Genomic DNA, 24,382 nt, shown 5'->3' with positions numbered 1-24,382 from the left:
AACCAAGTAACGTTCAGATTTCAGAGGGTGATATCGACGTATTGTTCTGTTGCTGACTATACGACCTGCCGGCCGCTTGGCGAGTAAGGAAAAAAACGTTACATAATGGAACGTAGCTTCGGGCAAAACGTTCCATTATGTAACGCTTTTGCTGCAGTTATGCGCAGTAAAGCGAACTGGCGCACACCGTAACGTATAAGTGCGTAAAGAGTGGATCCTGCGGGTGTTTCAGCTTTAATTTTGAGCATCTTTCCCCTATCCTATCGACCACTACTGGGCAAGGGCGAATACAGCCCGCATGATGGGATAAATATCGATGAAACGGACCAAAAACATCAACAAAGACACCTTCCGCAAATCCTGGCGCAGCTACCGTGTTGCCCCCGTGGCTTTGGCGATCAGCGCAGTGTTTATGCTGGCCGGCTGCGAACAGGCGGATGAGACGGTTTCCCTGTATAAAAATGCTGACGATTGTTCAACCTCCAACCCGTCGATGAGCGAGCAGTGCACCACTGCGTATAACAACGCGCTGAAAGAAGCGGAAAAAACCGCACCTAAATATGCCACTCGTGAAGACTGCGTAGCCGAATTCGGTGAAGCGCAATGTACTCAGGCTCCAGCACAGGCTGGCATGGCCGCAGAATCACAAAGCAGTGGCAGCATGTGGATGCCGCTGATGGCGGGCTACATGATGGGCCGCATGATGGGTGGCGGGGGCTACGCTCAACAGCCGCTGTTTTCCTCTAAAAACGCCGCCAGCCCAGCAAACGGCAAGTTTGTTGACGCCAGCGGTAAAAGCTATGGCCCGGCAACCGCAGGCGGCCGCTCCATGACGGTACCTAAAACCGCAATGGCCCCTAAACCCGCGGTGACCAATACCGTTACCCGTGGTGGCTTCGGTGAGTCCGTGGCCAAACAGACCAGCATGCAACGCAGCAGCGCTACCTCCAGCAGCTCACGCAGCATGGGCGGTTAAGACATGAAACGCGTTGCGATTAGCGAGCGCCCAGACTGGCGCGAAAAAGCCACCGAATTTGGTTTCGCCTTTCACACCATGTACGGCGAACCCTACTGGTGTGAAGATGCCTATTACCAATTCACATTGGCGCAGATCGAAGAGATTGAAGATGCGACCGCCGAACTGCACCAAATGTGCCTGAAGGTGGTGGATAAGGTGGTCAACAGCGATCAACTGATGACCAAATTCTGCATCCCCAAGCACACCTGGGAATTCGTTCGCAGCTCCTGGCGCACTAATCAGCCTTCGCTGTATTCACGCCTCGATCTGGCCTATGACGGCATCAATCCACCCAAGCTGTTGGAAAATAATGCCGATACGCCAACCTCATTGTATGAGGCAGCGTTTTTCCAATGGCTGTGGCTGGAAGATCAGATCAACGCCGGCAAGCTGGATCCCGCCGCTGACCAGTACAACAGCCTGCAAGAAAAACTGATCGAACGTTTCGCCGATCTGCAAGCCAACCACGGCTTTAGCCTGCTGCATCTGGCCTGCTGCCAAGACAGCGAGGAAGATCGCGGTACGGTGCAATATCTGCAAGACTGCGCGCTGGAAGCAGGCCTGCCGACCGAATTCCTGTTTATGGAAGAGATTGGCCTGGGCGAGAAAGGCCAGTTCACCGATCTGCAAAATCAGGTTATCAGTAACCTGTTCAAGCTCTATCCGTGGGAATTTATGCTGCGCGAGATGTTCTCCACCAAGCTGGAAGATGCTGGCGTACGCTGGCTGGAACCGGCCTGGAAGAGCATTATCTCCAACAAGGCTCTGCTGCCACTGTTGTGGGAAATGTTCCCGGATCATCCAAACCTGCTGCCAGCCTACTTTGCCGAGGACGATCATCCGCAGATGGATCATTACGTCACCAAACCGCTGTTCTCACGCGAGGGTGCCAACATCCAGATCGTCCAGAACGGTCAGGAAGTGGCGCGCGTCGATGGGCCATACGGCGAAGAAGGCATGATTGTGCAGCAGTTCCATCAATTGCCCCAGTTTGAAGGCAGTTATACGCTGATCGGCAGTTGGTTGGTCAACGATCAGCCTTGCGGTATTGGCCTGCGTGAAGATCGCGAGTTGATCACCCAGGATCTGTCGCGCTTCTACCCGCATATTATTCTTGGTTAATCCGTAGGGTCGAACATACTCACCGGAGGGGCGTCGCACAATGCGCCCGATCTGAGGCGCGAAATTTTCGCGCCTTTTTTATTGGTCCTCTCTGGTGATTAATCGATTAACCTCATATACTCAAACGGTCTGTTCTCCTCGGGCGGAGCTACCAGATATGAAGCTGACTTCCCTTATCCCGCCGCAGGTAAACCTGCATGATGGGCGCTTTACCGCACCTGATGTACAACATAAATCCACCACCCTGGGCAACCTGGCAGGGATATTTGCCGATCGTCACGCCTGGCAGGCAATGCCAGCAGAGTTTGCCGTCTACAACGTTGAAATGCTGCCTTCCCCATCGCTGGAAGGTGAGTTGTTTGTCGGCACTACGCACTTGCAGCCGGGTAAGGTGGGTAACGAGTTCTTTATGACCCGTGGGCACTTCCATCAGCGTCGTGAACAAGCTGAATTCTACTTCGGGTTACGGGGTAAGGGTTTGCTGTTGCTACAACATCAGGACGGTGACTGCATCCTTGAGCAAGTGTTTGCTGGCAGCGTCCACCATATCCCCTCCTTCACCGCCCACCGTCTGATTAACACCGGCGATGAGGTACTCTCGGCATTAGCGGTCTGGCCAACGGTGGCCGGGCATGATTACAGCGCCTTACAGCCAAAGGGCTTCAAACTGCGGGTGTTCGCCGATGGCGCAGGTTGGAAAGCGAAGGCCCAATATGAGTGACTCAATGCTGCCGTATGGATTGGACGTGCGCGTTACCCGCGAGCCGATGGGTTTTGGCTATGGGGATGAGGTGATAGGGCCGCTGCCAGAGATCCGCACGTTGGATCAAATCCGCCCTTCGCTTCGCGACCCCGACTGTGATGGCCCAGAGCAGGTATACGCCATCGTTATGGACGTGGCCAAGCAGCAACATCTGGTGGAGTTAAAAAAGCGCATGTTGTTATTTGGTATCGTAACCTATGCCAAAGGCCAACTGGGGCGTGAACCGATACGCAGCCAAGGGCATATTCACCGCGTCAGCCAGCACAGCGGCTGGTCTCCGCCGGAGCTGTACGAAATCTGGCAGGGCAAAGCGATCATCTATATGCAGGAACGGGTCGAACGGGACCCAGGACGCTGCTTTGCCGTCCATGCCGGACCAGGGGAGAAAGTGCTGGTGCCGCCGGGTTGGGCGCATGCCACCATTTCCGCCGATCCCCATCAGCCACTGACCTTCGCCGCCTGGTGCGATCGCGAATACGGCTTTGAGTATGAGGCGGTACGGGCCTACAAAGGGCTGGCATGGTATCCATTATTGCAGGGCGATAACATCGTCTGGCAGCAAAACCCGCATTATCAATCCGGCAGGTTGCACGCCATTGGGCCACGGCATTACGCCGAGTTTGGTCTGAGCGATAAGCCGCTCTATGCGCAATTTGAGGCGGACCCGGCACGCTTCCAGTTTATTTCCAAGCCGGGCAGCGTAGCGGAAAAATGGCAGAGATTTGAACCTTGATAGAAGACGGGCGCAACCTTTGGCTGCGCCCGATGGATGATGGTTCAGGAGAACAGGCCGCAGGCGACTCCGGCAGCGGCCAACAACAGCAGGCCTAGCATCGCCTTCACCGGTGAAAGCCCGCGCTTAGCCATCAGATACCAGGTAGCCAGCACCACGATCAGCGGCATCAAGTTAGGGAAAATACCATCCAGCATGTGTTGCAGCTGAATGTTCACCCCATCCTTGGTGATAAACTCCAGCCCTGTACCCAGCTTGACGTAGCTGGCGGCCACGCCGCCCATGACAAACACCCCCAGCAGGGAAAGCGCTTCACGCAGGCGGGAGGATTTGCTGCTGACCAGCATCTCCACCGAGCCGGACCCCATGTTATAACCCTTCATAAACAGCCAGTAAGAGCCAGGGATAACGATCAGGCTAAAGGCAATAATGTAAAACAGCGGCCCAATCACGCTGCCACCGGCGGCCAGTGCCATGCCGATACTCAACAGGATGGGGATCAACATCCCCGGCAACATGGAATCGCCGATCCCGGCCACTGGCCCCATCAGGCCCACTTTCAAGGTGTTGATGGTTTCACCATCAATCGGTTCCCCGTTGGCCCGTTTCTCTTCCAGCCCGATCACCATACCGTTGACGATCGCGCCCAGCTGCGGCTCGGTATTATAAAATGAGGTATGGCGGCGAATGGCTTCAATGCGCTGCTGCTTGTCATGATACAGTTTTTTCAGCGCGGGCATCATGCTCAGGCAAAAACCATAAGACTCCAGCCGCTCAAAACTCATCGAGGACAGGTTATACATCATCCAGGCGCGCCAACAGCGGCGCAGATCCTGTTTATTCAGTTTAGGTGTTGGCGTTTCCATCAGAATTCATCCTCATCGTCGGCCTGGGGCCCAGCCTGTGCACTGGCGACCTGCGGCTCCGGCTTATAGTTGTAGTGGATCAGCGCTAACAGCGCGCCAACAATCACCAGCGCCACCATATTCAGCTTGAGGAACACGATGCAGATAAACCCCACCAGGAAGTAAATCAGCATGCTGTAGTTTTTAATGATCTGCTTGAGAAGAATGGCAATCCCCACCGCAGGCAGAATGCCACCGACCACGTTCATGGTGGTTAGCACCAGCGCGGGCAGGCTGTCCATGAAGGCGTTGATGTAGCGAGCCCCGAAGAACACCGCGATAAAGGTCGGCACAAAGCGCAGCAGGAAGTTGGTCACCTGCGGCCAAATGGCGCTGTTAAGATAGATCCCCCGTTCATCCCCCTGCTCTACCGCCACGTCCGCTCGGTGGTTCCAATAGGAGTTGAGCACCATCATGGCGTTGAACAGCACGGTGCCCATGATGCCGATAGTCGCTGCCAATGCGACCGCTACCTCCGGGCCCTTGCCGGAAAGTATCCCCAGCGCAATCGCCGGGAAGGCGACAAAGTTGAGATCGGCCGGCATCGATCCTCCTGGTGTTACCATGGCGATATATACCGCCTGAACCGCAACACCGATGATGATACCGGTCTGTACATCGCCGAGGATCGCCCCCACCAGCATACCGGAGACCAACGGGCGGCTGAGAATATACCAGCCTCCGGTCAGCCCCAGCAGCCAAGGGCTACTCAGCGCGCCGAGATAGCAGAGTATCCCGATAAGCGTCGCTTCAAACCACATAGTTAACTCCTGTCAGTCAGACCTGTTTGAGTTTCTTTTTGGCATCTAGCCAGCTGAAATGACTGGCGTCGGGTACCAGACGGAATTCGATCGCGTGGCCATGTTCGCTGAGAAAATCGAAGGCAGCGCTCTCTTCTTGATTGACCGACTGGTTCGGACCAATGGTCACGGTCTGTGCCCGTGCCGACATCGGCCCAACGTTGATCTTCTGGTTACGGTTTTTTAAATCGATACCGGCTTCCAACAGCCTGCGCAGCGTGACCGGCGATTTACCGATCACGAAGTATTGCTTGTCGCTAGCGATCACCTTCGGCAGCTTTTCTATCGCCTGTGCTACGGTGAATAACCACACCTTGGTGTCTTGTACCGCTCCTTTCATCACCGATGACAGCAACGGATCTGCCGCTACCTCATCGTCGATCGCCACAATCCCGTCGCAGGGCAGCTCCTTCGCCCAACGGGTAACCAGCTGGCCGTGGATCACCCGATCGTCGATACGTACAAATGAAATTGCCATGATTTTTCCTCAGAAATCGTCCGGTTGTGCTGCTTGCGCCGGGCGGGCAACCACGATGGTTTCGCCCCCCTGCGCTACTAACTCTTGTGCGGCATGCTGCACATCCACGCCCTCCAGCAAGTCGGCACTCATCAGTAACATGGGGAAATTCACTCCAGTCACTACTGCCATCGGCACAGCGTTATTGGGGTCAAACGCATGCCGACAGGCCACGTTATAAGGAGTGCCACACAGCAAATCGCACAGCACCAATACACCATCAGCACCGGAGCTGACCCGCTGCAGTTCGGTGGCAAAATCCTGCTTGAAAGCCTCAATACCACCAGTCTCAAAGAGGCTGACGTAACTGGTGTGCGGCAACTCGCCATAAACCATGCTGGCGCTGGTCATCAGAGCCTCAGCCAGCGGGCCATGCGAGATCACAATCACTTTCAACATCGGTTTATCCCCTTACCCAGGCTTTGATGGTGGCGAGGGTTTTACCCTGGCTGCTGCCATAAGGGCTGATACGATAAGATCCCACCGCCGCCGGGACGATAAAGGTTTCCGCATAATGCACCACAAACGGCGCGAATCGGCCCTCAGGGCTATCGACGATCGCCTCCTCACCTTCAATCAGATTCAGCACGTTCACCCGCCCTTCGGTATGGTGCAACACCGGTTCATTGAACCAATGGCGACGAGTTTCAATAAATTCACGCTCATGCAGGCCGGTGCGCTCTTCCCGCCAGCCCGGCCCTTCGGCAACTGGTTCGATACGGTTTACTAAGTGCTCCTGCACCCAGGCGGTGTCACGCTGCCAGTCGATCACCTGCTCGCCATGCTCCAAATGTACCGGTCGCGGCTGCCCATCCAGCCCCAGACGACCCCAATCCCAGAGTTTGAAGGTGAAGATGTAAGGCGTGGCGCTGATTTCCAGCACCATTGCCCCATCGCCGGAACAATGTACCGTCCCCGCCGGGATCAGGAAGTGATCGTGTTTATTGGCCGGGAACTGGTTAACAAACCTTTCATCATCAAAGGCTTTTTCACCCCGCTGAGCAGCAGCCAGATCGGCCATCATAGCCTGTGGGTCGGTGCCGGTTTTCACGCCCAGATAAACCTTGGCTCCCGGCTCCGCCGCCAGAATGTAGTAACTTTCATCCTGGGTGTAATGCATGCCGAAATGCTGCTGGATATATTCGGTAATGGGGTGAACCTGGAAGCTGAGGTTTTGGCCGCCGACGGTATCCAGGAAATCAAAACGGATCGGGAATTCAGCGCCGAAGCGGGCATGTACTCGTTCCCCCAACAGAGGGCGAGGATACAGCAGCACCAAATCCTGTGAGGGGATCTCGACCCGGACGTCACCAAACCGCATTAGCAGGCTGTTTTCCTCGGGCACGCAGTCAAAACACCATGCATAGTTGGCTGCCGCCGGATCGAGATCGAACTGTTGCTTCATCCATTGACCGCCCCAAACGCCAGGGTCAAAAAATGGGACTACGCGAAACGGTTGCCGGGTGGCCTGTTGCAACCCGGCGTGGAACGCAGTACCGGCTACCAGCTTGGGTGAACCAGCCTGATTGGTATCCAGCACAAAGTTGGCTCGCTGCAACAAGGGGGTTTTGTGACGATCAAAGACCCGCCACTCTACAAAAAACGCGCGCTTATAACGGCGCAGTACGTCTTCATTCAGGTTGGCAACGCCCCAGTTGCCCAACTCGCCCCGGCGAAAACGTTGTTGTATCTCCCAGCGCGCCAGATCGGCATAAACCAGCACATCCCCTGCCGCGATGAGTGCCGCCCCTGGCCCATACACCACCACCAAGCCGCTTTCGACGGCCGCGATTGCCGCACGTTGCTGCTGCACGGCCTCATCGGCAAAAAACTCCGGCATTTCGTGGCAGGACAACACGCCAAAGACCCGGTCATCCGTCAGATTACGTTCAATCATCGCGTGGATATGGCTTTCATCATATTTGGCCTGCTCGGCGTTGAGTACCAGAGCGGGTAACAAGGGATCGATCAGTTGTGACTTGAGCTCCGCCAGATCCACGCCATGGTAACAATCCACAACCAGTACGGTTTTAGCCAATCCTTGCGCAGCGATATGGCTACTGATGGCCTGCACCACGGCTGGCCAACCTTGCCAGGCAGCGCGGTCAAACCCCTGCACCACCAGTTCCGGGTATTTGTCATAGTTTGCTTTACGATGTTGCTCGGACATGATCTGTTGCCTATGCTCTGAAAACATAACCAAAGATTAATCGATTAACCCAATCTTAAACAGCGTGGTTAACGGGATTAACCTCAAAAAACGGCGATAAAGCGGACTAAAGCCCAAGTTATTGCGATATATATCACAAATAATTTTCATCATTTGCCAACAAAAGGTTAATCGTTATACCTTAATGTGAGATCCCGCCTGCAAACAGGATATGAAATGAGCACCATCACGCTGGCCGACGTCGCCGCCAAAGCAAAAGTCTCCACCGCCACGGTTTCCATGGTATTGCGCAATCGTGGTCGCATCTCGGATGAAACCCGCAAGCGCGTACTGAGCGCCATCGATGAGCTAGGCTATGTCTATAACCAGACTGCGGCTAACCTGCGCAATCGCAGCAGTAATCAGGTCGGCCTACTGCTACACGACATCACCAACCCGTTTTATGCGGAAATGACCGCCGGGCTGAGCCAGGAGATGGAGCGCCACCAGCTCATGCTGTTTTTGGCTAACAGCGAAGAGTCTGCCCCCAGACAGCAAAAATTTGTCGACTCGCTTTTGCAGAACAATGCCAGTGGCATGGTGCTATGCTCCGCACGACAAACGCCGCCGCTGTTCTTTGAAACGCTCAAACGCCGCAAGATCCCGGCCATTATGGTGGTTCGCCCGGTTGCGGACGCTCATTTTGACTTTGTCGGTACCGATAACTTTTTGGGCACTCAGTTAGCCACGCAGCACCTGCTGGATCTGGGCCATCGGCATATCGCCTTTATTGGTGGTTCGGTCAGTTCCACCTCGCGCGCGCAACGCCTGGGTGGCTATACCAGCAAGCTGTTGGAAAAGGGCATTCAGGTCAGAGGGGAATGGATTGTTTGCAGTGAGGCTAGCCAAAGCTCCGGTGCTAAAACCGCAGAGCAACTGTTTACGACATACCCAGAGCTCACCGCCGCATTATGCTATCAGGACATCGTGGCGCTGGGGGTGATGCAGACTTTACGCAAACTTGGCCGCCAGGTAGGCCGCGATTTTGCACTGATTGGCTTTGACGATATTACCGAGGCTTCCCTGGTACAGCCGGGGCTAACCACGGTGTCCGTCGCCTCACGCGAGATTGGCCGTAAGGCCGGAGAACTGTTGTATAGCCGTATTCAGGGTAACGATGAACCGCCAAAGCGCATCATTCTACCGCCTTCGCTGGTGATCCGTGAGTCCTGCGGTTATGGGGTGTAATAGATTTTTTGTAGAGTTTCAGCAAGCGTTTCGAATATTGCGATTTTCGATTATTTCGAATATATTGTATTTCGTGCTATAGAAATCAGAGAGACATGCAATTATGACCAGTGCAACTTTTTCCAAAATCAACTTGCCTGGTGTGCAAGAAAAAGAGATTGCCCAAAAAGGTTATCGAGATTTATCGGCGATGTTGGCAACAAAACTAGATATTCGCCACTTCTCGATCAGGGACAATGAGCAAAATGAACACTCTATTGAGGTTCCACCTTCTGCGGTGAAAATGCTCGTTGAGATACTAGGAGAACTAGCAAACGGGAACGCAGTTCAGGTTGTGCCCGTTCATGCGGAATTGACTACCCAAGAAGCCGCCAATTTACTTAATGTATCCAGGCCGCATGTTGTGAAGATGCTAGAAGAAGGCAAAATCGAATTCCATAAAACAGGGCGTCATCGCCGCATACGCTTTGCAGACCTTATGGCCTACAAAGAGCAACGAGACATCGAAGCTGCTGCAGCAATGGATGAACTGACTCGTCTTTCACAGGATATGGATATTTATTAATGACGCATTCGCCTTACCCAGCATTGCTTGACGCTTGTGTGCTTTACCCAGCAAGACTGCGAGATCTGTTGATGCATTTAGGCCTAAGAGGTCTTTATCAGCCCAAATGGACAGCGCAAATCCACGAAGAGTGGAAGCGTAATCTGCTGGTTAATCGGCGAGATTTGCAGGCCGAGCAGTTGGATCGCGTTCATGCTCTAATGGATAAGGCAATGCCGGATGCGAATGTAATAGGCCACGAACAATTGGTAGACAGCATTAGGTTGCCTGACCAAGACGATCGCCATGTTCTGGCAGCTGCAATAATTGCAAACGCTGAGGTCATCGTCACTTATAACCTTAAAGACTTTCCGGTAGATTATTTATCGACTTTTGGAATCGAAGCCATACATCCTGACGACTTCGTGTCAGACCTTATTGATCTTAACCATGCGTTAGCACTTGAGGCGGTGACAAATCTAAGGCAAGCACTGAAGAATCCCCCCATGACAGCGGATAGTTTTCTAGCTTCACTCACTCAAATTGAGATGGCAAAAACGGTTAAGGCATTGGAAGACTACAAGTTCATACTATAAGAAGCCCCGCAAAGGGGCTTCTATATCAACCAATCTGCACCGAAAGCATGCTCAGCGCGGCCATTTCGATCCCATCGATCGGTACCGAGATCGGCTCTTTACCATCCCAACCGCCCAATACATACAGCAACGGCAGATAATGCTCTGGCGTCGGGTTCGACAACGCTGCGCCTTCATGCTGCATATAATTCACCAGCGGGTGATGTTCGCCCTGATAATCCAGGTTATCACGCACGTACTGGTTGAATGACTCCGCCCAAGGATACGGGCTGGTGTCCCCCTGCCATTTCACCATGCGCAGGTTATGCACCACGTTGCCGCTGGCCACGATCATTATCCCCTGATCGCGCAGCGCCGCCAGCTTACGGCCCAGCTCAAAGTGGTATTCCGCTGGCTGAGTCCCATCGATGCTCAGTTGCACCACCGGGATATCGGCTTGCGGGTACATCTTGATCAGCACGCCCCAACTGCCGTGATCCAAACCCCATTCGCTGGTATCGGCAATCACCTGCGCCGGCGCCAACAGGCTTTGCAGCTCTGCCGCCAGCTCTGGTGAACCCGGTGCCGGATACTGTGTATCAAACAGCGCCTGCGGGAAGCCGCCAAAATCGTGAATGGTTTTTGGGTGTTCCATCGCCGTCACTGCCGTCCCACGAGTGTACCAGTGGGCAGACACAGCAACGATTGCCTTTGGCCGTGGTAATTGCTCACCCAACGCACGCCAGGCCTGGGTATAGCGGTTTTCTTCCAGCACGTTCATCGGGCTTCCGTGGCCAAGAAAGAGTGCAGGCATACGAGAGGTGGTCATAAAATATCCTTGGTTAGCGTGACAAGTGTTCTGCTGACTACATTACGCTGTTTGCCTTACCAAGGCAGCCGGATAACCCTGATGGTGATCTTCAAGAAATTTGAATGGCAGGAACGATTGAAACCATCAGCCAAATCCACTCGATTTATGGCTTGGCTCTGTTAGTATCAGAAACTGATAAATATTATTAGCATACAAGGAGAATGCATGTCTGTACCGCTGATCCTGACCTTGTTAGCCGGAGGCGCTACCTTTGTCGGTGCCCTGCTCGGCATTATTGGCCAGAAGCCCTCCAACCGCCTGCTGGCGTTTGCGCTCGGCTTTGCCGCAGGGATTATGCTGTTAATTTCATTGATGGAAATGCTGCCCGCTGCGCTGCACACCGTCGGCATGTCGCCCATGCTTGGCTACGGCATGTTTATGCTCGGGCTGTTAGGCTACTTTGCGCTGGATCGCATGCTGCCACACCAGCACCCACAAGACCTGGTGCAAAAACCCATCAAGCCCCATAACCTTAAACGCACCGCCATGCTGCTGACGCTTGGCATCAGCCTGCACAATTTCCCGGAAGGGATTGCCACCTTTGTCACCGCCAGCGCCGATCTGGAACTGGGGATGGGCATTGCGCTCGCGGTCGCCATCCACAATATTCCAGAAGGGTTGGCAGTCGCCGGGCCGGTATATGCGGCAACCGGCTCTAAAACCAAAGCGCTACTGTGGTCTGGGATCTCCGGAATGGCAGAAATTCTGGGTGGCGTGCTGGCCTTCCTGGTGCTCGGCCCGATGGTTTCACCGGTAGTGATGGCGTCGATTATGGCTGCGGTGGCCGGGATTATGGTGGCACTGTCGGTAGATGAACTGATGCCATTGGCCAAAGAGATCGACCCACACAATAATCCAAGCTACGGCGTGCTGTGCGGCATGGCGGTGATGGGGTTTAGCCTGACGCTGTTGCAAAGCGGCGGTATCGGCTAAAGAATTTTAAGCACAAAAAAGCCGCTTCATCAGCGGCTTTTTCACTTCAGTCAGCAACTCAGCTGGCTTTCTTTTCGCGTGACTGGCGATAGGCCACCAGATCTTCGATAGTCAGCACCACCATGTCATGCTGCTTGGCAAAGGTGATCACTTCTGGCGCATGCGCCATGCTGCCGTCATCGTTAGTCAACTCGCACAGTACGCCAGCGGGTTTGAAACCGGCCATTGAAACCAGATCGATGGTCGCTTCGGTGTGGCCACGGCGGTTCAATACGCCACCAGGCTGAGCACGCAGCGGGAACACATGGCCTGGGCGGTTCAGATCGCTTGGCTTGGCACCGTCTGCAATGGCTGCACGGATAGTCGTCAGGCGATCGCTAGCCGATACGCCAGTGGTCACGCCCTGCGCCGCTTCAATCGTCACGGTAAAGGCGGTCTGGAACTGACTGGAGTTGTTGGTGACCATCATCGGCAGCTCAAGCTGCTGGCGGCGATCTTCAGTGATACACAGGCAAACAATGCCGCTACCGTGGCGAATGGTCAGCGCCATCTGTTCAACGGTCATGGTTTCTGCGGCGAAGATCATGTCACCTTCGTTTTCACGGTTTTCATCATCAAGCACCATTACACCGCGGCCGTTGCGCAATGCATCAAGAGCGCGTTCAACGCGTTCTTCCGGCGTGCCGAAATCTGAAAGTAGAGTCTGATTCATGGTAAAAAACCTCATTAAAATTATGGATTACCAGAACCAGGGCGATCTTGAGGAGTGGCTATGCCAATAGCCAAAAAAATAACGCAAGCGGGGCATACGCCCGACAGGTGTCGTTACTCTCTCCCATCCGGACTATAACCGTCGGCCCCGGAATTACACCGGATCTGCTGACCTCTAACCCACTCCTGAGAGATAGGTTGAGCGCTCGCGGGCTTTCACCGTGAATGGTGATTTACCGCCGGTGGGGACTTGCACCCCGCCCTGAGAATAAGCATCTCGACTATAACCCCATCGCTTTAGTGTTTCAAGCCATCCGGTCGCGTAATGAGGGATCGCGCAGCAAATACGGTAATAGTTTATCCGGCGAGCAACTCGCATTACACTAAGCATCAGCCACCAAATATCAGAAAGGGAAACGCCATGATTGACCCGAAAAAAATTGAACAGATCGCACGCCAGGTCCAAGAGTCGATGCCTAAAGGCGTACGTGAATTCGGGGAAGACGTTGAGAAAAAAATCCGTCAGGTACTGCAAGCGCAGTTGACCCGTCTGGATCTGGTTAACCGCGAAGAATTTGACGTGCAGACCCAGGTCCTGCTGCGCACCCGTGAAAAGCTGGCATTGCTGGAACAGCGTCTGACCGAACTGGAAGGCAAGCTGAATACCGCGCCGGTAGCCAAGCCAGCAGACGAATAAGTTGTTGTAAGGGGCGCACCAGTGCGCCCTTATTGCTTGGAGACCACTGCCTGCGTTTTACGCGGCAGCACCAACCAGATCAGCACCAACATCGCCAACGCATACAGGCTTTTCCAGCCGATAATCACCAGTAATAACAAGCACAACGCGGAGCCAACGATCGCCATCAACCGCGAACGCCCCTGCAAGATCCGCCAACCCGCCAACATACACAGCAGATAAATCAGCACGAAAATGCCATTGGCGTATACCAGCAGCGTATCCAGTGGCAGCTTCAGGGTATAGATCAGTAAAGTGAACAGCAGACAGCAACCGACCACCGCGCTCAATGCATTGACCGGCACCTGGCCCGCGGAGAGTTTGGCTAAACCGCTAGCAGGCTTTTCCTGGGCCTGAGACCAGACCAGGCGGGCAAAGCTCTGGGTGTAGATATTCACGCTGGCAAAACAGGCCAGATAGCCGATGATGCAGGCAATCCACAGCGCATGTTCGCCAAACAGTTGCACCACGATCCCCGGCAACGAAGCGGCCGCCGCCTGATGTTCGCCGTAAGCATGGAAGTGCAGCACGGCTACGGTACAGCCCCAATAGACCGCCCCCGCCACCAACAGCCCAAGCATTAACGCGCGCGGAAAGTCCCGCTCTGGATGGCGAAACTCGGTCGCCAGATGAGCAAAAGCCTCCAGCCCGACAAAGCACCAGAACATCACCGCCAACGCGTGGAACATATTAGGAGGAGAAATATCGCTGACCGCAGGCCATGGGATTTGGGATGGAGTAATGCCGCCTTGCCACCAGATAGCCCCCACCAGAGCTATCACCAGAAGGGCAATCAAGGTCTGAATATTGGCACTGGAACCGGCACTGCGTGTGCCAAGCAGCCAAATCACCACCAGCGTGACAATTTGCACCAGCAACAGGCCGTTGGCATCCCAACCCAAAGTAGCCTGCCAGAACCCTGCGGCGATTTGTAATGCGGCGGGCAAGCCAACGGGGATCACAGAGAGGAACAGCCAAGCGGTTACCTTTGCCATGCGTGGCCCAAAGGCCAGGCCGACAAAATGCGCGGCGCCACCGGCGCTGGGGAAATGGCGGCCCAATGCCGCAAAAGCGATAGCGATCGGGAATACCAGCACAATCAGTATTGGCCAGGCCCACAGGCTGTCGCCGCCCGCCACCTGCGCCGCCAATGCCGGAACGGCAAAGACCCCGGTACCCAGCAGTGAAGTGGACAATAGCCCAACGCCCTGCGCTAAACTCAGCTCCTGCTTAAGTCCACTCACTGCAAACCACCCTGTTTACCCGTCGTCTTTCAAGCTGCAGCGTTGTTACCTGCGCTTACCCACAGTTTGAAATCCATAGGGTATAGATATATGGATAAAGTTAACCACGACCATCCTTGATAGCCTTGATGATATTGGTGGTGGATAACCCATCTTCAAAGTTCAGTACCCGCACATCGCCACCGTTGGCCCAGACTTCAGCACTGCCAGCAATCTCATGCGGCTGGTAGTCTCCGCCCTTCACCAGTAAATCTGGCAGCACTTCGGCGATCAGGCGTTGCGGCGTATCCTCTTCAAACGGCACTACCCAGTCCACGGCACCCAGCGCGCCCAATACCACCATACGGTTTTCCAGCAGGTTAACCGGGCGGGTTTCCCCTTTCAGGCGCTTGGTTGACGCATCGCTGTTCACCGCCACGATCAGGCGATCGCCCAATTTGCGCGCATTTGCCAGGTATGAGACATGGCCAGCGTGCAGAATGTCGAAGATGCCGTTGGTCATCACCACTTTCTCGCCGCGTTGACGCGCCTGCGCTACCGCTTTTTTCAACTCGGCCTCGGTCATTACGCCAAAGCCGGTTTCGGCGCGGCCACGAATGGCGTTTTCCAGTTCGACTGGCGAGACGGTCGAGGTACCCAACTTACCCACCACCACACCGGCGGCGGCGTTAGCCAGGAAGCAGGACTCTTCCAGCGTATTACCCGCAGCCAGAGCGGCAGCCAGTACACCGATCACCGTATCACCGGCACCGGTCACGTCGAACACTTCCTGCGCCTGAGTTGGCAGATGCAACGGCTCACGGCCCGGCTGCAGCAAGGTCATCCCCTGCTCGGAACGGGTGATCAGCAATGCGGACAGTTCAAAGTCCGCCACCAGTTTCATCCCACGCGTCACCAGCTCTTCTTCGCTCTGACAATGACCGACCACGGCTTCAAATTCGGACAGGTTTGGGGTCAGCAGCGTGGCGCCACGGTAACGTTCAAAATCGGTGCCTTTCGGGTCGATCAGTACCGGAACCTTCGCAGCACGTGCCAGTGCGATCATGCCCTGCACCTTGCTCAACGCGCCCTTGGCGTAATCCGACAGCACCAGTGCGCCAATCTGCGGCAATGCCTGCTGGATACGCTCCATGATCGGCTGCGGATCGACGTTGGAAAAACCTTCCTCGAAGTCCAGGCGGATCAGCTGTTGGTTACGGGAAAGTACGCGCAGCTTGGTGATGGTCGGGTGCGTCGGCACCGAGACAAAGTCACAACGCACGTTAACTTCGTTGAGCTTGGCGCTCAGCGCACGCGCCGCGTCATCAATCCCCGTCAGGCCCACCAGGCGTGAATTGGCACCCAACGAGGCGATGTTCATCGCGACGTTAGCCGCACCACCGGGACGCTCTTCGATGGTTTCAACCTTGACCACCGGCACTGGCGCTTCCGGTGAAATACGGCTGGTCGGCCCATACCAATAGCGATCCAACATGACGTCACCAACCACCAACACACCGGCGCGGCGAAAATCAGGTAGTGTAACTTTCATCCGATAACTCCAAACAAGTCATAAAAATAAATTCGGCAGATATTAGCATAATAGCCTGCAATACCCGTAAAAACTGCCCCCTCACCCCAACCCTCTCCCACAGGGAGAGGGGGTTGATAGCCCCTGCTCGTTTGGCTGTAAGGCGATAATCTCAACAAACTCGATCGCCTCCTCAGCCAAGGTGAGTCACTATAATTTCAAACACACTCGATCACCTCTCCTTTTGTAGGAGGGAGTTGATAGCCCCTGCTCGTTTGGCAGTAAAGCGATAATCTCAATCGCCCCCTCAACCAAGATGAGTCACTATAATTTCAAACACACTCGATCGGTCCCCTCTCCCTTTGGGAGAGGGTTAGGGTGAGGGAACCCATATGCCCCCTCAGCCCAGCCATTTACTCCAACTGACACGCACCTGCTCACGCTCGGCGGTAAACAGCTCACTGCTGACTTTGCTGGAGTGCTCCTGCAACGCCAGATGGTGGATCTCATCACGCATGGTGACATAGGCCTGGGTCAACGCCTGGGCCTCGTCTTCCGGCATGATGTCGTAATTGGCCATCAGCTCAAAGATACGCACGTTATCCGACCAACGCGTCAGGCGCGGTTCGCCCGCGGCATAACCTAAGACCAGGTATTGGGCAATAAATTCGATATCGGTGATCCCGCCTTCGTCCGCTTTGATATCAAACAGATCGCGCTGTTTGCTGCCCAGATGGTTGCGCATTTTCTCGCGCATTTCACGCACCTCCTGCTGCAACTTGTTCACTTCACGCGGTTTGCACAAAATTTCGCGGCGGATCGCATCGAACTGCTGGTGCAGCGCCGGATCGCCATACACGATGCGCGCCCGCACCAGGGCCTGATGCTCCCAGGTCCAGGCTTCGTTACGCTGATAGTCGGCAAAGGCTTCGACGGTACTGACCAGCATCCCGGCAGCACCGGAAGGACGCAGACGGGCATCCACCTCATAGAGAATGCCTGAAGAGGTGCGGGTGCTGAACAGATGCATCACTCGCTGTGCCAGGCGCAGATAGAACTGACGGCCATCGATGCAACGATCGCCATCCGTCATGACGTCTGATGGACAATCCAGCAGGAACACCAGGTCTAGATCCGAGCTATAGCCCAGTTCCCAGCCCCCTAGCTTACCGTAGCCGATTACCGCGAACCCTAACCCCTCCCGTTCATGCAGATGGGTTGGTTGGCCGTAACGCGCAACCATGTCTTTCCCCGCCTGCTGCACCACCGCATCAATGATAGCCTCGGCCAGATAGGTTAAGTGATCGCTCACTTTCATCACCGGCAACGCCTCGGCGATATCTGCAGCGGCAATGCGCAAGTGCTGTGCCTGCTTGAACTGCCGCAACGCTTCCAACTGCTGTTCTTCATCGTCTTCCGGCACCCGCAGGCGGTATTGGCGCAGTTCGCTACGATAGGCATCCGGGGCCACCGGTTGGTACAGCGTGGCCGGATCCAACAGCTCATCAAGCAACAGCGGATAACGCGCCAGTTGGCTGGCCACCATCGGTGATGCGGCACAAAGGCGGATCAGGTGGCTGAGGGCGGCATGGTATTCCACCAGCAGCTCAAGGTAGGTAGTTCGGGTCACGATGCTCAGTAACAACTGGGTCAGGCGCGTCAGAGCCGTAGCTGCGTCCACGCGCGAACACACTTCGGCCAGCAAGCGTGGCATCAGTTGATCCAGCACGTCGCGGCCACGCGGGCCAATAGTGCGTTTGTCCACGTCGTGGCGGAAGTCGGCGATGGAACGCAACATCTGCCGCCGCGCCTCTTCGTCCAGATGGGGTGTCAGTGGTGCCAGCTCGTTCTCGTCCAACGCATCCTGCCAAAGGCTGTGATAATGCTGGTAGTTGGGATCTTCGCCTACGTCTGGGCTGTCGTCGCCGATCAGGTCATCAAATACCGCACGGACCTGGCGCATATGCTCTTCCAGCACCGCCATCAACGACGGCCAGTCTGGCTGATCCATTCCCCAGGCCAGACGCGCCTGATCCAACTCGTCCTGCGGCAGGGTTTGCGTTTGCTGGTCGGCAATCGCCTGCAACAGATTCTCCAGCCGCCGCAGGAACAGGTAGCCGTTACTCAGCTCAGCGACCTGCTGTGCGGTCAACAACCCAAGTTCACCAACCGCCTGCAACGTCGGCAGCAGTGAGCGCCCCTGCAAACTGGGTTCACGCCCGCCACGGATCAGTTGGAACACCTGGGTGATAAATTCGATTTCGCGGATGCCACCGGCACCCAGCTTGATGTTGTCCTTCAGCCCCCGCCGCCGCACTTCGCGGGCAATCATGCCCTTCATATTACGCAGCGACTGGATCACGCTGAAATCGATATAGCGACGGAACACGAATGGCCGCAATGTCTTGCGCAGTTCCTGGCTGTAGGCATCTTCATGCCCCCCCATCAGGCGCGCCTTGACCATCGCGTAGCGTTCCCAGTCGCGCCCCTGCTCCTGGTAATAATCTTCCAGCGCGGCAAAGCTCATCACCAGCGGGCCGCTATCGCCAAACGGCCGCAGACGCATATCGACGCGGTAGACAAAGCCGTCAATGGTTTGCTGATCCAACGCTTTGATAAGCCGTTGCCCAAGGCGGGTAAAGAATTGGGCGTTATCCAGCTCACGCCGCCCACCCTGCGTATGGCCGTTTTCCGGATAGGCAAAGATCAGATCGATATCAGAGGAGAAATTCAGTTCGCCACCGCCGAGTTTGCCCATCCCCAGGATCAGCAAAGGCTGCGGCACGCCATCGGCATTACAAGGCGTGCCCCACTCGCGGCAACAGGTTTGATAGAGCCAGTCACGGGCGCTAACGATCAGCGTTTCTGCCAGGGCACTCAGCTGTTGTAGCGTTTCTTGCGTGGTACATAGCTGCTGAGCCTGCGCCCAGGCAATGCGCACCAGGCTCTCACGGCGGAACAGACGGAGCACACGCATCAGCTGCGCTTCGTCCTGCACCTCTTCAAGCTCATCCTGCAACCAGGCGGCATAGTGCTGCCACTCATCGGCCACCGGCGGCTGCTGGCGTAACGTTACCAACCATTCAGGATGGCCGAGCAACATGTCGCTGACAAAATCACTCGACGCCAGAACGCTTTGTTCTGCGGCGCTGAGCATCAACTCCGCGCCCTGAGTTTCCTGAAATCGCTGCACGATGTTCTGTGCCTGAAGCTGTAACGCAGCAGAGAGTGGCAACATAGTGAATGACCCGTTCTGTGGCCTGCAGCCCGGCAGGCCCGCTGGAGTTAACGAACCGCGCCGTTTAACCAGAATGGCGCATGGGATAATGCCTGTTTGCGGCTGGCTTCATACCAACCCTGCCGACGTTCGGCAATGGCTGATTGCAGCTCGCGCCAGCTGTCGATATACGGCCCGGTTTCGCTATCCGGATAGGCACCAGAAAGCAGAATAAATGCCAACACCTGGCGCGTCAGACGGGGCAGTTGCTCTTGATATTCATCTTCATTCAGGGTGCGTGTAAAGGCTTCTTTCAGCTCTGCGGCGCTACGGCCCAGCATGATGTCGCTAAAACGCTTGAATGAACCATCCAGCTTAGCCTGCGATTTGGCATCGATAAACGGCCGCCATGCGCCGGTGATCAACCACGATGTGAGTGCCAACTTACATTGCAGATACTCCGTGCCGTAGCACAGCTCCTGCGGCTGGGTGGTTTTATCCACCAGCAAAGGCTCCAACGCCGTCAACCGGGCGCGCAGATCGGTGCTTGCCTTGCGCGGAACCAATCCGCCAAAGATCACCAGCGCCTGGCGGATCAGTCCGATCGCTTCCATTACCGCACGACGTGCCTGCTTATCGCCACGCAGCCACAGCTCTTCGTGATACTGCCAGTGGCTCAACGCCAGCTCGAAAGCGGCGACCATGCCCTGTTCTACCGTGGATTTAGGGGCTGGCTTCAACACGCTTAATGGGCGTAACTCACGTTCGGCATTGCCCTGCGCCAGATGATATCCCCGGGCCGCTTTGCTGAGGCTGCCCTGGCGTAAACCACCTTGTTCCGCTAGCGCGGCTGCCAATGCCAGCAAATCAGCAGTCTCACCGCTTTTCAGCTCCAGCTCCAGCTCGCATAACGGTTCGGCCAGTTCACCCGCACGGACTTCGCCCTGATCGAGGCCAATCTCAATCTCGCTTGCGCCGTAAGTGACCACCCACTTTTCACGCACAAAGTCGGTGCGGAACAGCGGCTGCAACGCCTTTTGCAACGGCGCTAGCTTGCAGCCCTCCGGCCAGATATCCGCCGGGAATTTTTTCAGCGCCAGCGCGGGTTTGGCGATGGCGACGTTATATTCCGGCCGCTGGTGCAGCCCACCCACCACCGAACCGGCGGTTTTGATGGTCATTTCATAGCTATCGTCAAAACCGCGGATACGCAGGCCCATATCATGGTTGCGCAGGAAGTTGTCGGCGGTTTCATAGTAGATATTGGTCAGCTTCTGTGGCGCAGAATGCTGATTCGGCCAGGCGGCAATCCGCTCCGGCAGGCTGGCAATCGCTGCGGGGGAAACAATAAACTTCAGTTCTATTTCAACGCTCATAGTTCTTTTACACCAATAGGTTAGGCATTCGCGTGAGTCTTCACGGCGGCGGAGTCTGCCGGCCGCACTCAGCCCGACGACGCACAGTGAGAGTATCTTACCGCGATTCCCCCTGACTTGACTCTGCCAACTGCAGAAAAAACCTGTTACGTTATAGAAAGCTGCGCAACTGATGGGATTTAGCATAGTAAGATAGTTCCCATTCCGGTTTTGGCGTTGCGCCGTCAGACTGAACGCTCTACTATCGTTCCATAAATCCACGCAGAAACGATGACATAATGCAGAAATTACGCCTGATTTGCCTTGCCGTGCTAAGTTTTAGCATCACTTGGGGCGCACATGCCGAAGATAAACGCTATATCTCCGATGAATTAAATACTTATGTCCATAGCGGCCCAGGTAACCAATACCGTATCGTCGGCACCTTGAATGCCGGTGAAGAAGTCACGCTGTTGAGCGTCAATGATAGCACCAGCTACGGCCAGATCCGCGATTCCAAAGGACGCAGCGTCTGGATCCCGATGGATCAGCTTAGCCAGACGCCAAGCCTGCGCACCCAGGTGCCAGAGCTGGAACAGCAGGTGAAAACCCTGACCGACAAGCTGGCCAATATTGATAATAGCTGGAACCAGCGCACCGCCGAGATGCAGCAGAAGGTGGCCGCCAGCGACAGCACCATCAGCGGCCTGCAGCAGGAAAACCAGGATCTGAAAAATCAGCTGGTTGTGGCACAGAAGAAGGTGAATGCGGTGAATCTGCAACTTGACGACAAACAGCGCACCATTATTCTGCAATGGTTTATGTACGGCGGCGGCGTTGCCGGCGTTGGTTTGCTGCTCGGTCTGGTGTTGCCGCATCTGATCCCACGCCGCAAGAATAATCGCTGGATGAACTGATTACCGTTCCGCCAGTTTAAGCGCCTACGGGCGCTTTTTTATTGCCTGACGCATCCACTGCCCAATTGATGTAATCTGATCAAAAGAGCTATTGATAGGAGTTAAACCGTGAAAATTTACCTGGTCGGCGGTGCCGTCCGTGACACCCTGCTCAACTTACCGGTAGTGGATCACGACTGGGTGGTGGTCGGCGCAACGCCTGCCGATCTGTTGGCTCTTGGCTATCAGCAGGTGGGTAAAGACTTTCCGGTATTCCTCAACCCGCAAACTCATGAGGAGTATGCGCTGGCCCGCACCGAACGTAAATCCGGACAGGGTTACACCGGATTTACCTGCTACGCCGCCCCAGACGTGACGCTGGAAGAGGATCTACTGCGGCGCGACCTCACCATCAACGCCATGGCGCGGGGTGATGATGGAGTTTTGGTTGACCCCTATAACGGCAAGGCCGATCTCGACGCCCGCCTGTTGCGCCATGTCTCCGACGCGTTTGGCGAAGATCCGCTGCGAGTGTTACGCGTAGCGCGTTTTGCCGCCCGCTTTGCTTCCTTGGGCTTTACCGTCGCCCCTGAAACCAGCGCGCTGATGCAGCAGATGGCCGAAAGCGGTGAACTGGCCTCCCTGACGGCGGAACGCGTGTGGAAAGAGACCGAGAAGGCGTTACAGAGCCAGAGCCCGCAGGTGTATTTCCAGGTGCTTCGCGACTGCGGAGCGTTGAAAGTGTTGTTCCCGGAAATCGACGCCCTGTTTGGCGTTCCTGCCCCAGAGAAATGGCATCCGGAAATTGATACCGGCATACACACGCTGATGACGCTGGCGATTGCCACCCAGCTCAGTCCAGAGGTGGATATCCGTTTCTCAGCGCTGTGCCACGATCTTGGTAAAGGCATCACGCCACAAGAACTCTGGCCACATCACTATGGCCATGGCCCTGCGGGCGTCAGGCTGGTTGAGAAGCTTTGCCAACGGCTGCGAGTGCCTAATCCAGTACGTGAACTGGCGAAGCTGGTGGCGGAGTATCACGACCTGATCCACACGGTTAATAAACTGCGGCCAGAAACGCTGTTAAAACTGTTTGATGCCATCGACGTGTGGCGTAAACCGCAGCGGCTAGAGCAGATGATCCTCACCAGCGAAGCCGATGCCCGCGGGCGCACCGGTTTTGAAAACAACCCTTATCCGCAGGGCGATTACCTGCGCCAGGCCTATCAGGTCGCCAACGCGGTTTCTGTCAAAGAGGTGGTGGAAAGTGGCCTGCAAGGGTTGGCGATCCGCGACGAGGTCAAACGCCGCCGCCAGCAGGCGTTGGCGGACTGGAAGAAGCAGCAAGAACCTCATCCTTAAGTAAAACGGGCGCAGTATGCGCCCCTACCTACCCCTCCAGCACCAACGAATCACGGCTGATTTCGGCAATACTTTTCGCCCCCGTGAGCGTCATCGCTACGCACATCTCTTTTTTGATCAAAGCGAGCAGGTTTTCCACCCCCGCCTGGCCTGAGGTTGCCAAGGCATAAACATAGGCTCGCCCCAACAATACGCTATCCGCCCCGAGCGCAATCATGCGCACCACGTCTAATCCGCTGCGTATCCCACTGTCTGCCAGGATGGTGATATCGCCCTTCACCGCATCGGCAATCATTGGCAGCGCACGAGCAGAAGAGAGCACCCCATCCAGTTGGCGACCACCGTGGTTAGAAACCACAATGCCGTCGGCACCAAAGCGTACGGCATCACGCGCATCGTCGGCGTCGAGAATGCCCTTTATCACCATCGGCCCCTGCCAGAAATCACGGATCCATTCCAAATCACTCCATGAAATCGAAGGGTCAAAGTTGGCCCCCAGCCACCCGATATAATCTGCTAATCCGGTGGGCTTTCCGAGGTAAGCGGAAATATTGCCCAGATCGTGCGGGCGCCCATTCAGGCCAACATCCCACGCCCAGGCAGGATGGGTCACGGCTTGCCAATACCGCCGTTGGGCGGCATAGGGGCCACTCATTGCCGAATGCGCATCGCGGTAACGAGCGCCTGGTGTCGGCATATCCACGGTGAATACCAAGGTGGTACAGCCCGCGGCTTTCGCCCGCTCCAAGGCATTACGCATGAATCCACGATCTTTCAACACATACAGCTGGAACCACATGGGCCGCTTGATGGCCGGCGCCACCTCTTCGATTGGGCACACCGATACGGTGGAAAGCGTAAACGGAATGCCTTGTTGCTCTGCGGCCCTTGCAGCCTGCACCTCGCCACGGCGGGCATACATGCCACACAACCCTACCGGGCCAAGGACGACGGGCATCGCCAAAGTTTCGTTAAACAGTTTGGTTTCCAGGCTGAGTGCCGACATGTTCTTAAGAACACGCTGCCTCAATGCGACCTGAGCCAGATCTTCCACGTTACGCCGTAAAGTGTGTTCGGCATAAGCGCCGCCATCGATGTAGTGAAACAGAAACGGCGGCAGTTTACGTTGTGCCGCAGCGCGATAGTCCGTGGCTGCTGAGATAATCATCA

The 24,382-nt window shown here is 55.6% G+C and carries 23 protein-coding genes and 1 riboswitch; of the genes, 11 read left to right on the top strand and 12 right to left on the bottom strand.

Going from position 1 to position 24,382, the window contains the following annotated elements:
• Positions 1-316: 316 nt before the first annotated feature.
• The 4 genes from N6G83_RS42925 (at position 317) to N6G83_RS42910 (ending at position 3,636) form a co-directional block, all read left to right on the top strand.
• A complete protein-coding gene (locus N6G83_RS42925; protein ID WP_024483036.1) occupies positions 317-976 on the top strand; it encodes a DUF1190 family protein in 660 nt (219 codons plus the stop codon).
• Positions 977-979: 3 nt separating this feature from the next.
• Positions 980-2,140: a glutathionylspermidine synthase family protein gene (locus N6G83_RS42920; RefSeq protein WP_024483037.1), complete on the top strand. Its 1,161-nt coding sequence runs from the start codon at positions 980-982 to the stop codon at positions 2,138-2,140.
• A 157-nt stretch (positions 2,141-2,297) separates the two neighbouring features.
• Complete coding sequence (locus tag N6G83_RS42915) at positions 2,298-2,861, top strand: glucose-6-phosphate isomerase family protein (protein WP_211134497.1); 564 nt, start codon at positions 2,298-2,300, stop codon at positions 2,859-2,861.
• Positions 2,854-3,636 carry a glucose-6-phosphate isomerase family protein gene (locus N6G83_RS42910; RefSeq protein ID WP_173408713.1) on the top strand — a complete coding sequence of 261 codons (783 nt, stop codon included), beginning with the start codon at positions 2,854-2,856 and terminating at the stop codon, positions 3,634-3,636. Before N6G83_RS42915 ends, N6G83_RS42910 begins: the two co-directional genes overlap by 8 nt.
• Before the next feature lie 44 nt (positions 3,637-3,680).
• Here N6G83_RS42910 and N6G83_RS42905 read toward each other — a convergent pair whose 3' ends face one another.
• The 5 genes from N6G83_RS42905 to N6G83_RS42885 are packed head-to-tail and all read right to left on the bottom strand — an operon-like array spanning position 3,681 to position 8,028.
• Complete coding sequence (locus N6G83_RS42905; RefSeq protein WP_211134496.1) at positions 3,681-4,502, bottom strand: PTS system mannose/fructose/sorbose family transporter subunit IID; 822 nt, start codon at positions 4,500-4,502, stop codon at positions 3,681-3,683.
• Positions 4,502-5,302 (bottom strand): PTS mannose/fructose/sorbose/N-acetylgalactosamine transporter subunit IIC, encoded by an 801-nt coding sequence (locus N6G83_RS42900; protein WP_024483041.1) that lies wholly within the window; start codon positions 5,300-5,302, stop codon positions 4,502-4,504. The genes N6G83_RS42905 and N6G83_RS42900 overlap by 1 nt, the downstream gene beginning before the upstream one ends.
• Before the next feature lie 16 nt (positions 5,303-5,318).
• Positions 5,319-5,819, bottom strand: a complete 501-nt coding sequence (locus N6G83_RS42895) for a PTS sugar transporter subunit IIB (protein WP_173408712.1) — start codon at positions 5,817-5,819, stop codon at positions 5,319-5,321.
• A 9-nt stretch (positions 5,820-5,828) separates the two neighbouring features.
• On the bottom strand, positions 5,829-6,257 hold the full coding sequence (locus N6G83_RS42890) for a PTS sugar transporter subunit IIA (RefSeq protein ID WP_173408711.1): 429 nt from the start codon (positions 6,255-6,257) through the stop codon (positions 5,829-5,831).
• A 4-nt stretch (positions 6,258-6,261) separates the two neighbouring features.
• Positions 6,262-8,028, bottom strand: a complete 1,767-nt coding sequence (locus tag N6G83_RS42885) for a class I mannose-6-phosphate isomerase (protein ID WP_248006584.1) — start codon at positions 8,026-8,028, stop codon at positions 6,262-6,264.
• Between the two features lie 216 nt (positions 8,029-8,244).
• Between N6G83_RS42885 and N6G83_RS42880 the strand changes: the two genes are divergently transcribed.
• The 3 genes from N6G83_RS42880 (at position 8,245) to N6G83_RS42870 (ending at position 10,395) form a co-directional block, all read left to right on the top strand.
• On the top strand, positions 8,245-9,255 hold the full coding sequence (locus tag N6G83_RS42880) for a LacI family DNA-binding transcriptional regulator (RefSeq protein WP_065684683.1): 1,011 nt from the start codon (positions 8,245-8,247) through the stop codon (positions 9,253-9,255).
• Between the two features lie 103 nt (positions 9,256-9,358).
• Complete coding sequence (locus N6G83_RS42875; protein ID WP_098929761.1) at positions 9,359-9,820, top strand: helix-turn-helix domain-containing protein; 462 nt, start codon at positions 9,359-9,361, stop codon at positions 9,818-9,820.
• Positions 9,820-10,395, top strand: a complete 576-nt coding sequence (locus N6G83_RS42870) for a PIN domain-containing protein (protein ID WP_098929760.1) — start codon at positions 9,820-9,822, stop codon at positions 10,393-10,395. The genes N6G83_RS42875 and N6G83_RS42870 overlap by 1 nt, the downstream gene beginning before the upstream one ends.
• Positions 10,396-10,420: 25 nt before the next feature.
• Here the strand turns inward: N6G83_RS42870 and ygiD are convergent, their stop codons facing one another.
• Positions 10,421-11,203: a 4,5-DOPA dioxygenase extradiol gene (gene ygiD, locus N6G83_RS42865; protein ID WP_211134494.1), complete on the bottom strand. Its 783-nt coding sequence runs from the start codon at positions 11,201-11,203 to the stop codon at positions 10,421-10,423.
• Positions 11,204-11,410: 207 nt separating this feature from the next.
• Here ygiD and zupT point away from each other — a divergent pair, with 207 nt between their 5' ends.
• Positions 11,411-12,178, top strand: a complete 768-nt coding sequence (zupT, locus tag N6G83_RS42860; protein ID WP_021806868.1) for a zinc transporter ZupT — start codon at positions 11,411-11,413, stop codon at positions 12,176-12,178.
• A gap of 58 nt (positions 12,179-12,236) precedes the next feature.
• Here zupT and ribB read toward each other — a convergent pair whose 3' ends face one another.
• Positions 12,237-12,890: a 3,4-dihydroxy-2-butanone-4-phosphate synthase gene (gene ribB / locus N6G83_RS42855; RefSeq protein ID WP_024528279.1), complete on the bottom strand. Its 654-nt coding sequence runs from the start codon at positions 12,888-12,890 to the stop codon at positions 12,237-12,239.
• A 111-nt stretch (positions 12,891-13,001) separates the two neighbouring features.
• Positions 13,002-13,163: riboswitch (FMN riboswitch) on the bottom strand.
• 147 nt (positions 13,164-13,310) lie between these two features.
• Between ribB and ubiK the strand changes: the two genes are divergently transcribed.
• Entirely contained in the window at positions 13,311-13,586 is a 276-nt protein-coding gene (gene ubiK, locus N6G83_RS42850) for a ubiquinone biosynthesis accessory factor UbiK (RefSeq protein ID WP_024528278.1), read from the top strand.
• Positions 13,587-13,615: 29 nt separating this feature from the next.
• Here ubiK and yjeH read toward each other — a convergent pair whose 3' ends face one another.
• The 4 genes from yjeH to N6G83_RS42830 all read right to left on the bottom strand — a co-directional run bounded on the left by yjeH (position 13,616) and on the right by N6G83_RS42830 (position 20,972).
• Entirely contained in the window at positions 13,616-14,869 is a 1,254-nt protein-coding gene (gene yjeH / locus N6G83_RS42845; RefSeq protein WP_211134493.1) for an L-methionine/branched-chain amino acid transporter, read from the bottom strand.
• A gap of 100 nt (positions 14,870-14,969) precedes the next feature.
• Positions 14,970-16,400 carry a bifunctional D-glycero-beta-D-manno-heptose-7-phosphate kinase/D-glycero-beta-D-manno-heptose 1-phosphate adenylyltransferase HldE gene (gene hldE, locus N6G83_RS42840; RefSeq protein ID WP_024528276.1) on the bottom strand — a complete coding sequence of 477 codons (1,431 nt, stop codon included), beginning with the start codon at positions 16,398-16,400 and terminating at the stop codon, positions 14,970-14,972.
• A 379-nt stretch (positions 16,401-16,779) separates the two neighbouring features.
• Positions 16,780-19,617 (bottom strand): bifunctional [glutamate--ammonia ligase]-adenylyl-L-tyrosine phosphorylase/[glutamate--ammonia-ligase] adenylyltransferase, encoded by a 2,838-nt coding sequence (glnE, locus tag N6G83_RS42835; protein ID WP_211134492.1) that lies wholly within the window; start codon positions 19,615-19,617, stop codon positions 16,780-16,782.
• A gap of 47 nt (positions 19,618-19,664) precedes the next feature.
• Positions 19,665-20,972, bottom strand: coding sequence for an inorganic triphosphatase (locus N6G83_RS42830; protein ID WP_024528274.1), 1,308 nt, complete (start codon positions 20,970-20,972; stop codon positions 19,665-19,667).
• A gap of 278 nt (positions 20,973-21,250) precedes the next feature.
• Between N6G83_RS42830 and N6G83_RS42825 the strand changes: the two genes are divergently transcribed.
• Both N6G83_RS42825 and N6G83_RS42820 read left to right on the top strand, forming a co-directional pair.
• Positions 21,251-21,868 (top strand): TIGR04211 family SH3 domain-containing protein, encoded by a 618-nt coding sequence (locus tag N6G83_RS42825; RefSeq protein ID WP_024528273.1) that lies wholly within the window; start codon positions 21,251-21,253, stop codon positions 21,866-21,868.
• 108 nt (positions 21,869-21,976) lie between these two features.
• Positions 21,977-23,212 (top strand): multifunctional CCA addition/repair protein, encoded by a 1,236-nt coding sequence (locus N6G83_RS42820; RefSeq protein ID WP_024528272.1) that lies wholly within the window; start codon positions 21,977-21,979, stop codon positions 23,210-23,212.
• Between the two features lie 28 nt (positions 23,213-23,240).
• On the opposite strand, the gene lldD is transcribed toward N6G83_RS42820, so the two are convergent.
• Positions 23,241-24,380: an FMN-dependent L-lactate dehydrogenase LldD gene (gene lldD / locus N6G83_RS42815; protein WP_199063405.1), complete on the bottom strand. Its 1,140-nt coding sequence runs from the start codon at positions 24,378-24,380 to the stop codon at positions 23,241-23,243.
• Between the last annotated feature and the right edge of the window lie 2 nt (positions 24,381-24,382).

This window comes from Serratia sp. PL7 (assembly GCF_945957435.1).
The sequence above is the reverse complement of the archived record's forward strand: the minus strand, read 5'-3'. Positions and strand labels throughout refer to the sequence as shown.

What these genes read in the sequence shown, in the direction of transcription:
- N6G83_RS42920 (WP_024483037.1), top strand. Translation starts at nt 980, where the DNA reads ATGAAACGCGTTGCGATTAGCGAGCGCCCAGACTGGCGCGAAAAAGCC.
- N6G83_RS42895 (WP_173408712.1), bottom strand. Translation starts at nt 5,819, where the DNA reads ATGGCAATTTCATTTGTACGTATCGACGATCGGGTGATCCACGGCCAG.
- N6G83_RS42830 (WP_024528274.1), bottom strand. Translation starts at nt 20,972, where the DNA reads ATGAGCGTTGAAATAGAACTGAAGTTTATTGTTTCCCCCGCAGCGATT.
- ubiK (WP_024528278.1), top strand. Translation starts at nt 13,311, where the DNA reads ATGATTGACCCGAAAAAAATTGAACAGATCGCACGCCAGGTCCAAGAG.
- N6G83_RS42900 (WP_024483041.1), bottom strand. Translation starts at nt 5,302, where the DNA reads ATGTGGTTTGAAGCGACGCTTATCGGGATACTCTGCTATCTCGGCGCG.
- N6G83_RS42905 (WP_211134496.1), bottom strand. Translation starts at nt 4,502, where the DNA reads ATGGAAACGCCAACACCTAAACTGAATAAACAGGATCTGCGCCGCTGT.
- lldD (WP_199063405.1), bottom strand. Translation starts at nt 24,380, where the DNA reads ATGATTATCTCAGCAGCCACGGACTATCGCGCTGCGGCACAACGTAAA.
- N6G83_RS42890 (WP_173408711.1), bottom strand. Translation starts at nt 6,257, where the DNA reads ATGTTGAAAGTGATTGTGATCTCGCATGGCCCGCTGGCTGAGGCTCTG.
- ribB (WP_024528279.1), bottom strand. Translation starts at nt 12,890, where the DNA reads ATGAATCAGACTCTACTTTCAGATTTCGGCACGCCGGAAGAACGCGTT.
- glnE (WP_211134492.1), bottom strand. Translation starts at nt 19,617, where the DNA reads ATGTTGCCACTCTCTGCTGCGTTACAGCTTCAGGCACAGAACATCGTG.
- N6G83_RS42825 (WP_024528273.1), top strand. Translation starts at nt 21,251, where the DNA reads ATGCAGAAATTACGCCTGATTTGCCTTGCCGTGCTAAGTTTTAGCATC.
- N6G83_RS42910 (WP_173408713.1), top strand. Translation starts at nt 2,854, where the DNA reads ATGAGTGACTCAATGCTGCCGTATGGATTGGACGTGCGCGTTACCCGC.
- N6G83_RS42885 (WP_248006584.1), bottom strand. Translation starts at nt 8,028, where the DNA reads ATGTCCGAGCAACATCGTAAAGCAAACTATGACAAATACCCGGAACTG.
- N6G83_RS42870 (WP_098929760.1), top strand. Translation starts at nt 9,820, where the DNA reads ATGACGCATTCGCCTTACCCAGCATTGCTTGACGCTTGTGTGCTTTAC.
- N6G83_RS42875 (WP_098929761.1), top strand. Translation starts at nt 9,359, where the DNA reads ATGACCAGTGCAACTTTTTCCAAAATCAACTTGCCTGGTGTGCAAGAA.
- ygiD (WP_211134494.1), bottom strand. Translation starts at nt 11,203, where the DNA reads ATGACCACCTCTCGTATGCCTGCACTCTTTCTTGGCCACGGAAGCCCG.
- zupT (WP_021806868.1), top strand. Translation starts at nt 11,411, where the DNA reads ATGTCTGTACCGCTGATCCTGACCTTGTTAGCCGGAGGCGCTACCTTT.
- N6G83_RS42915 (WP_211134497.1), top strand. Translation starts at nt 2,298, where the DNA reads ATGAAGCTGACTTCCCTTATCCCGCCGCAGGTAAACCTGCATGATGGG.
- hldE (WP_024528276.1), bottom strand. Translation starts at nt 16,400, where the DNA reads ATGAAAGTTACACTACCTGATTTTCGCCGCGCCGGTGTGTTGGTGGTT.
- N6G83_RS42880 (WP_065684683.1), top strand. Translation starts at nt 8,245, where the DNA reads ATGAGCACCATCACGCTGGCCGACGTCGCCGCCAAAGCAAAAGTCTCC.
- N6G83_RS42925 (WP_024483036.1), top strand. Translation starts at nt 317, where the DNA reads ATGAAACGGACCAAAAACATCAACAAAGACACCTTCCGCAAATCCTGG.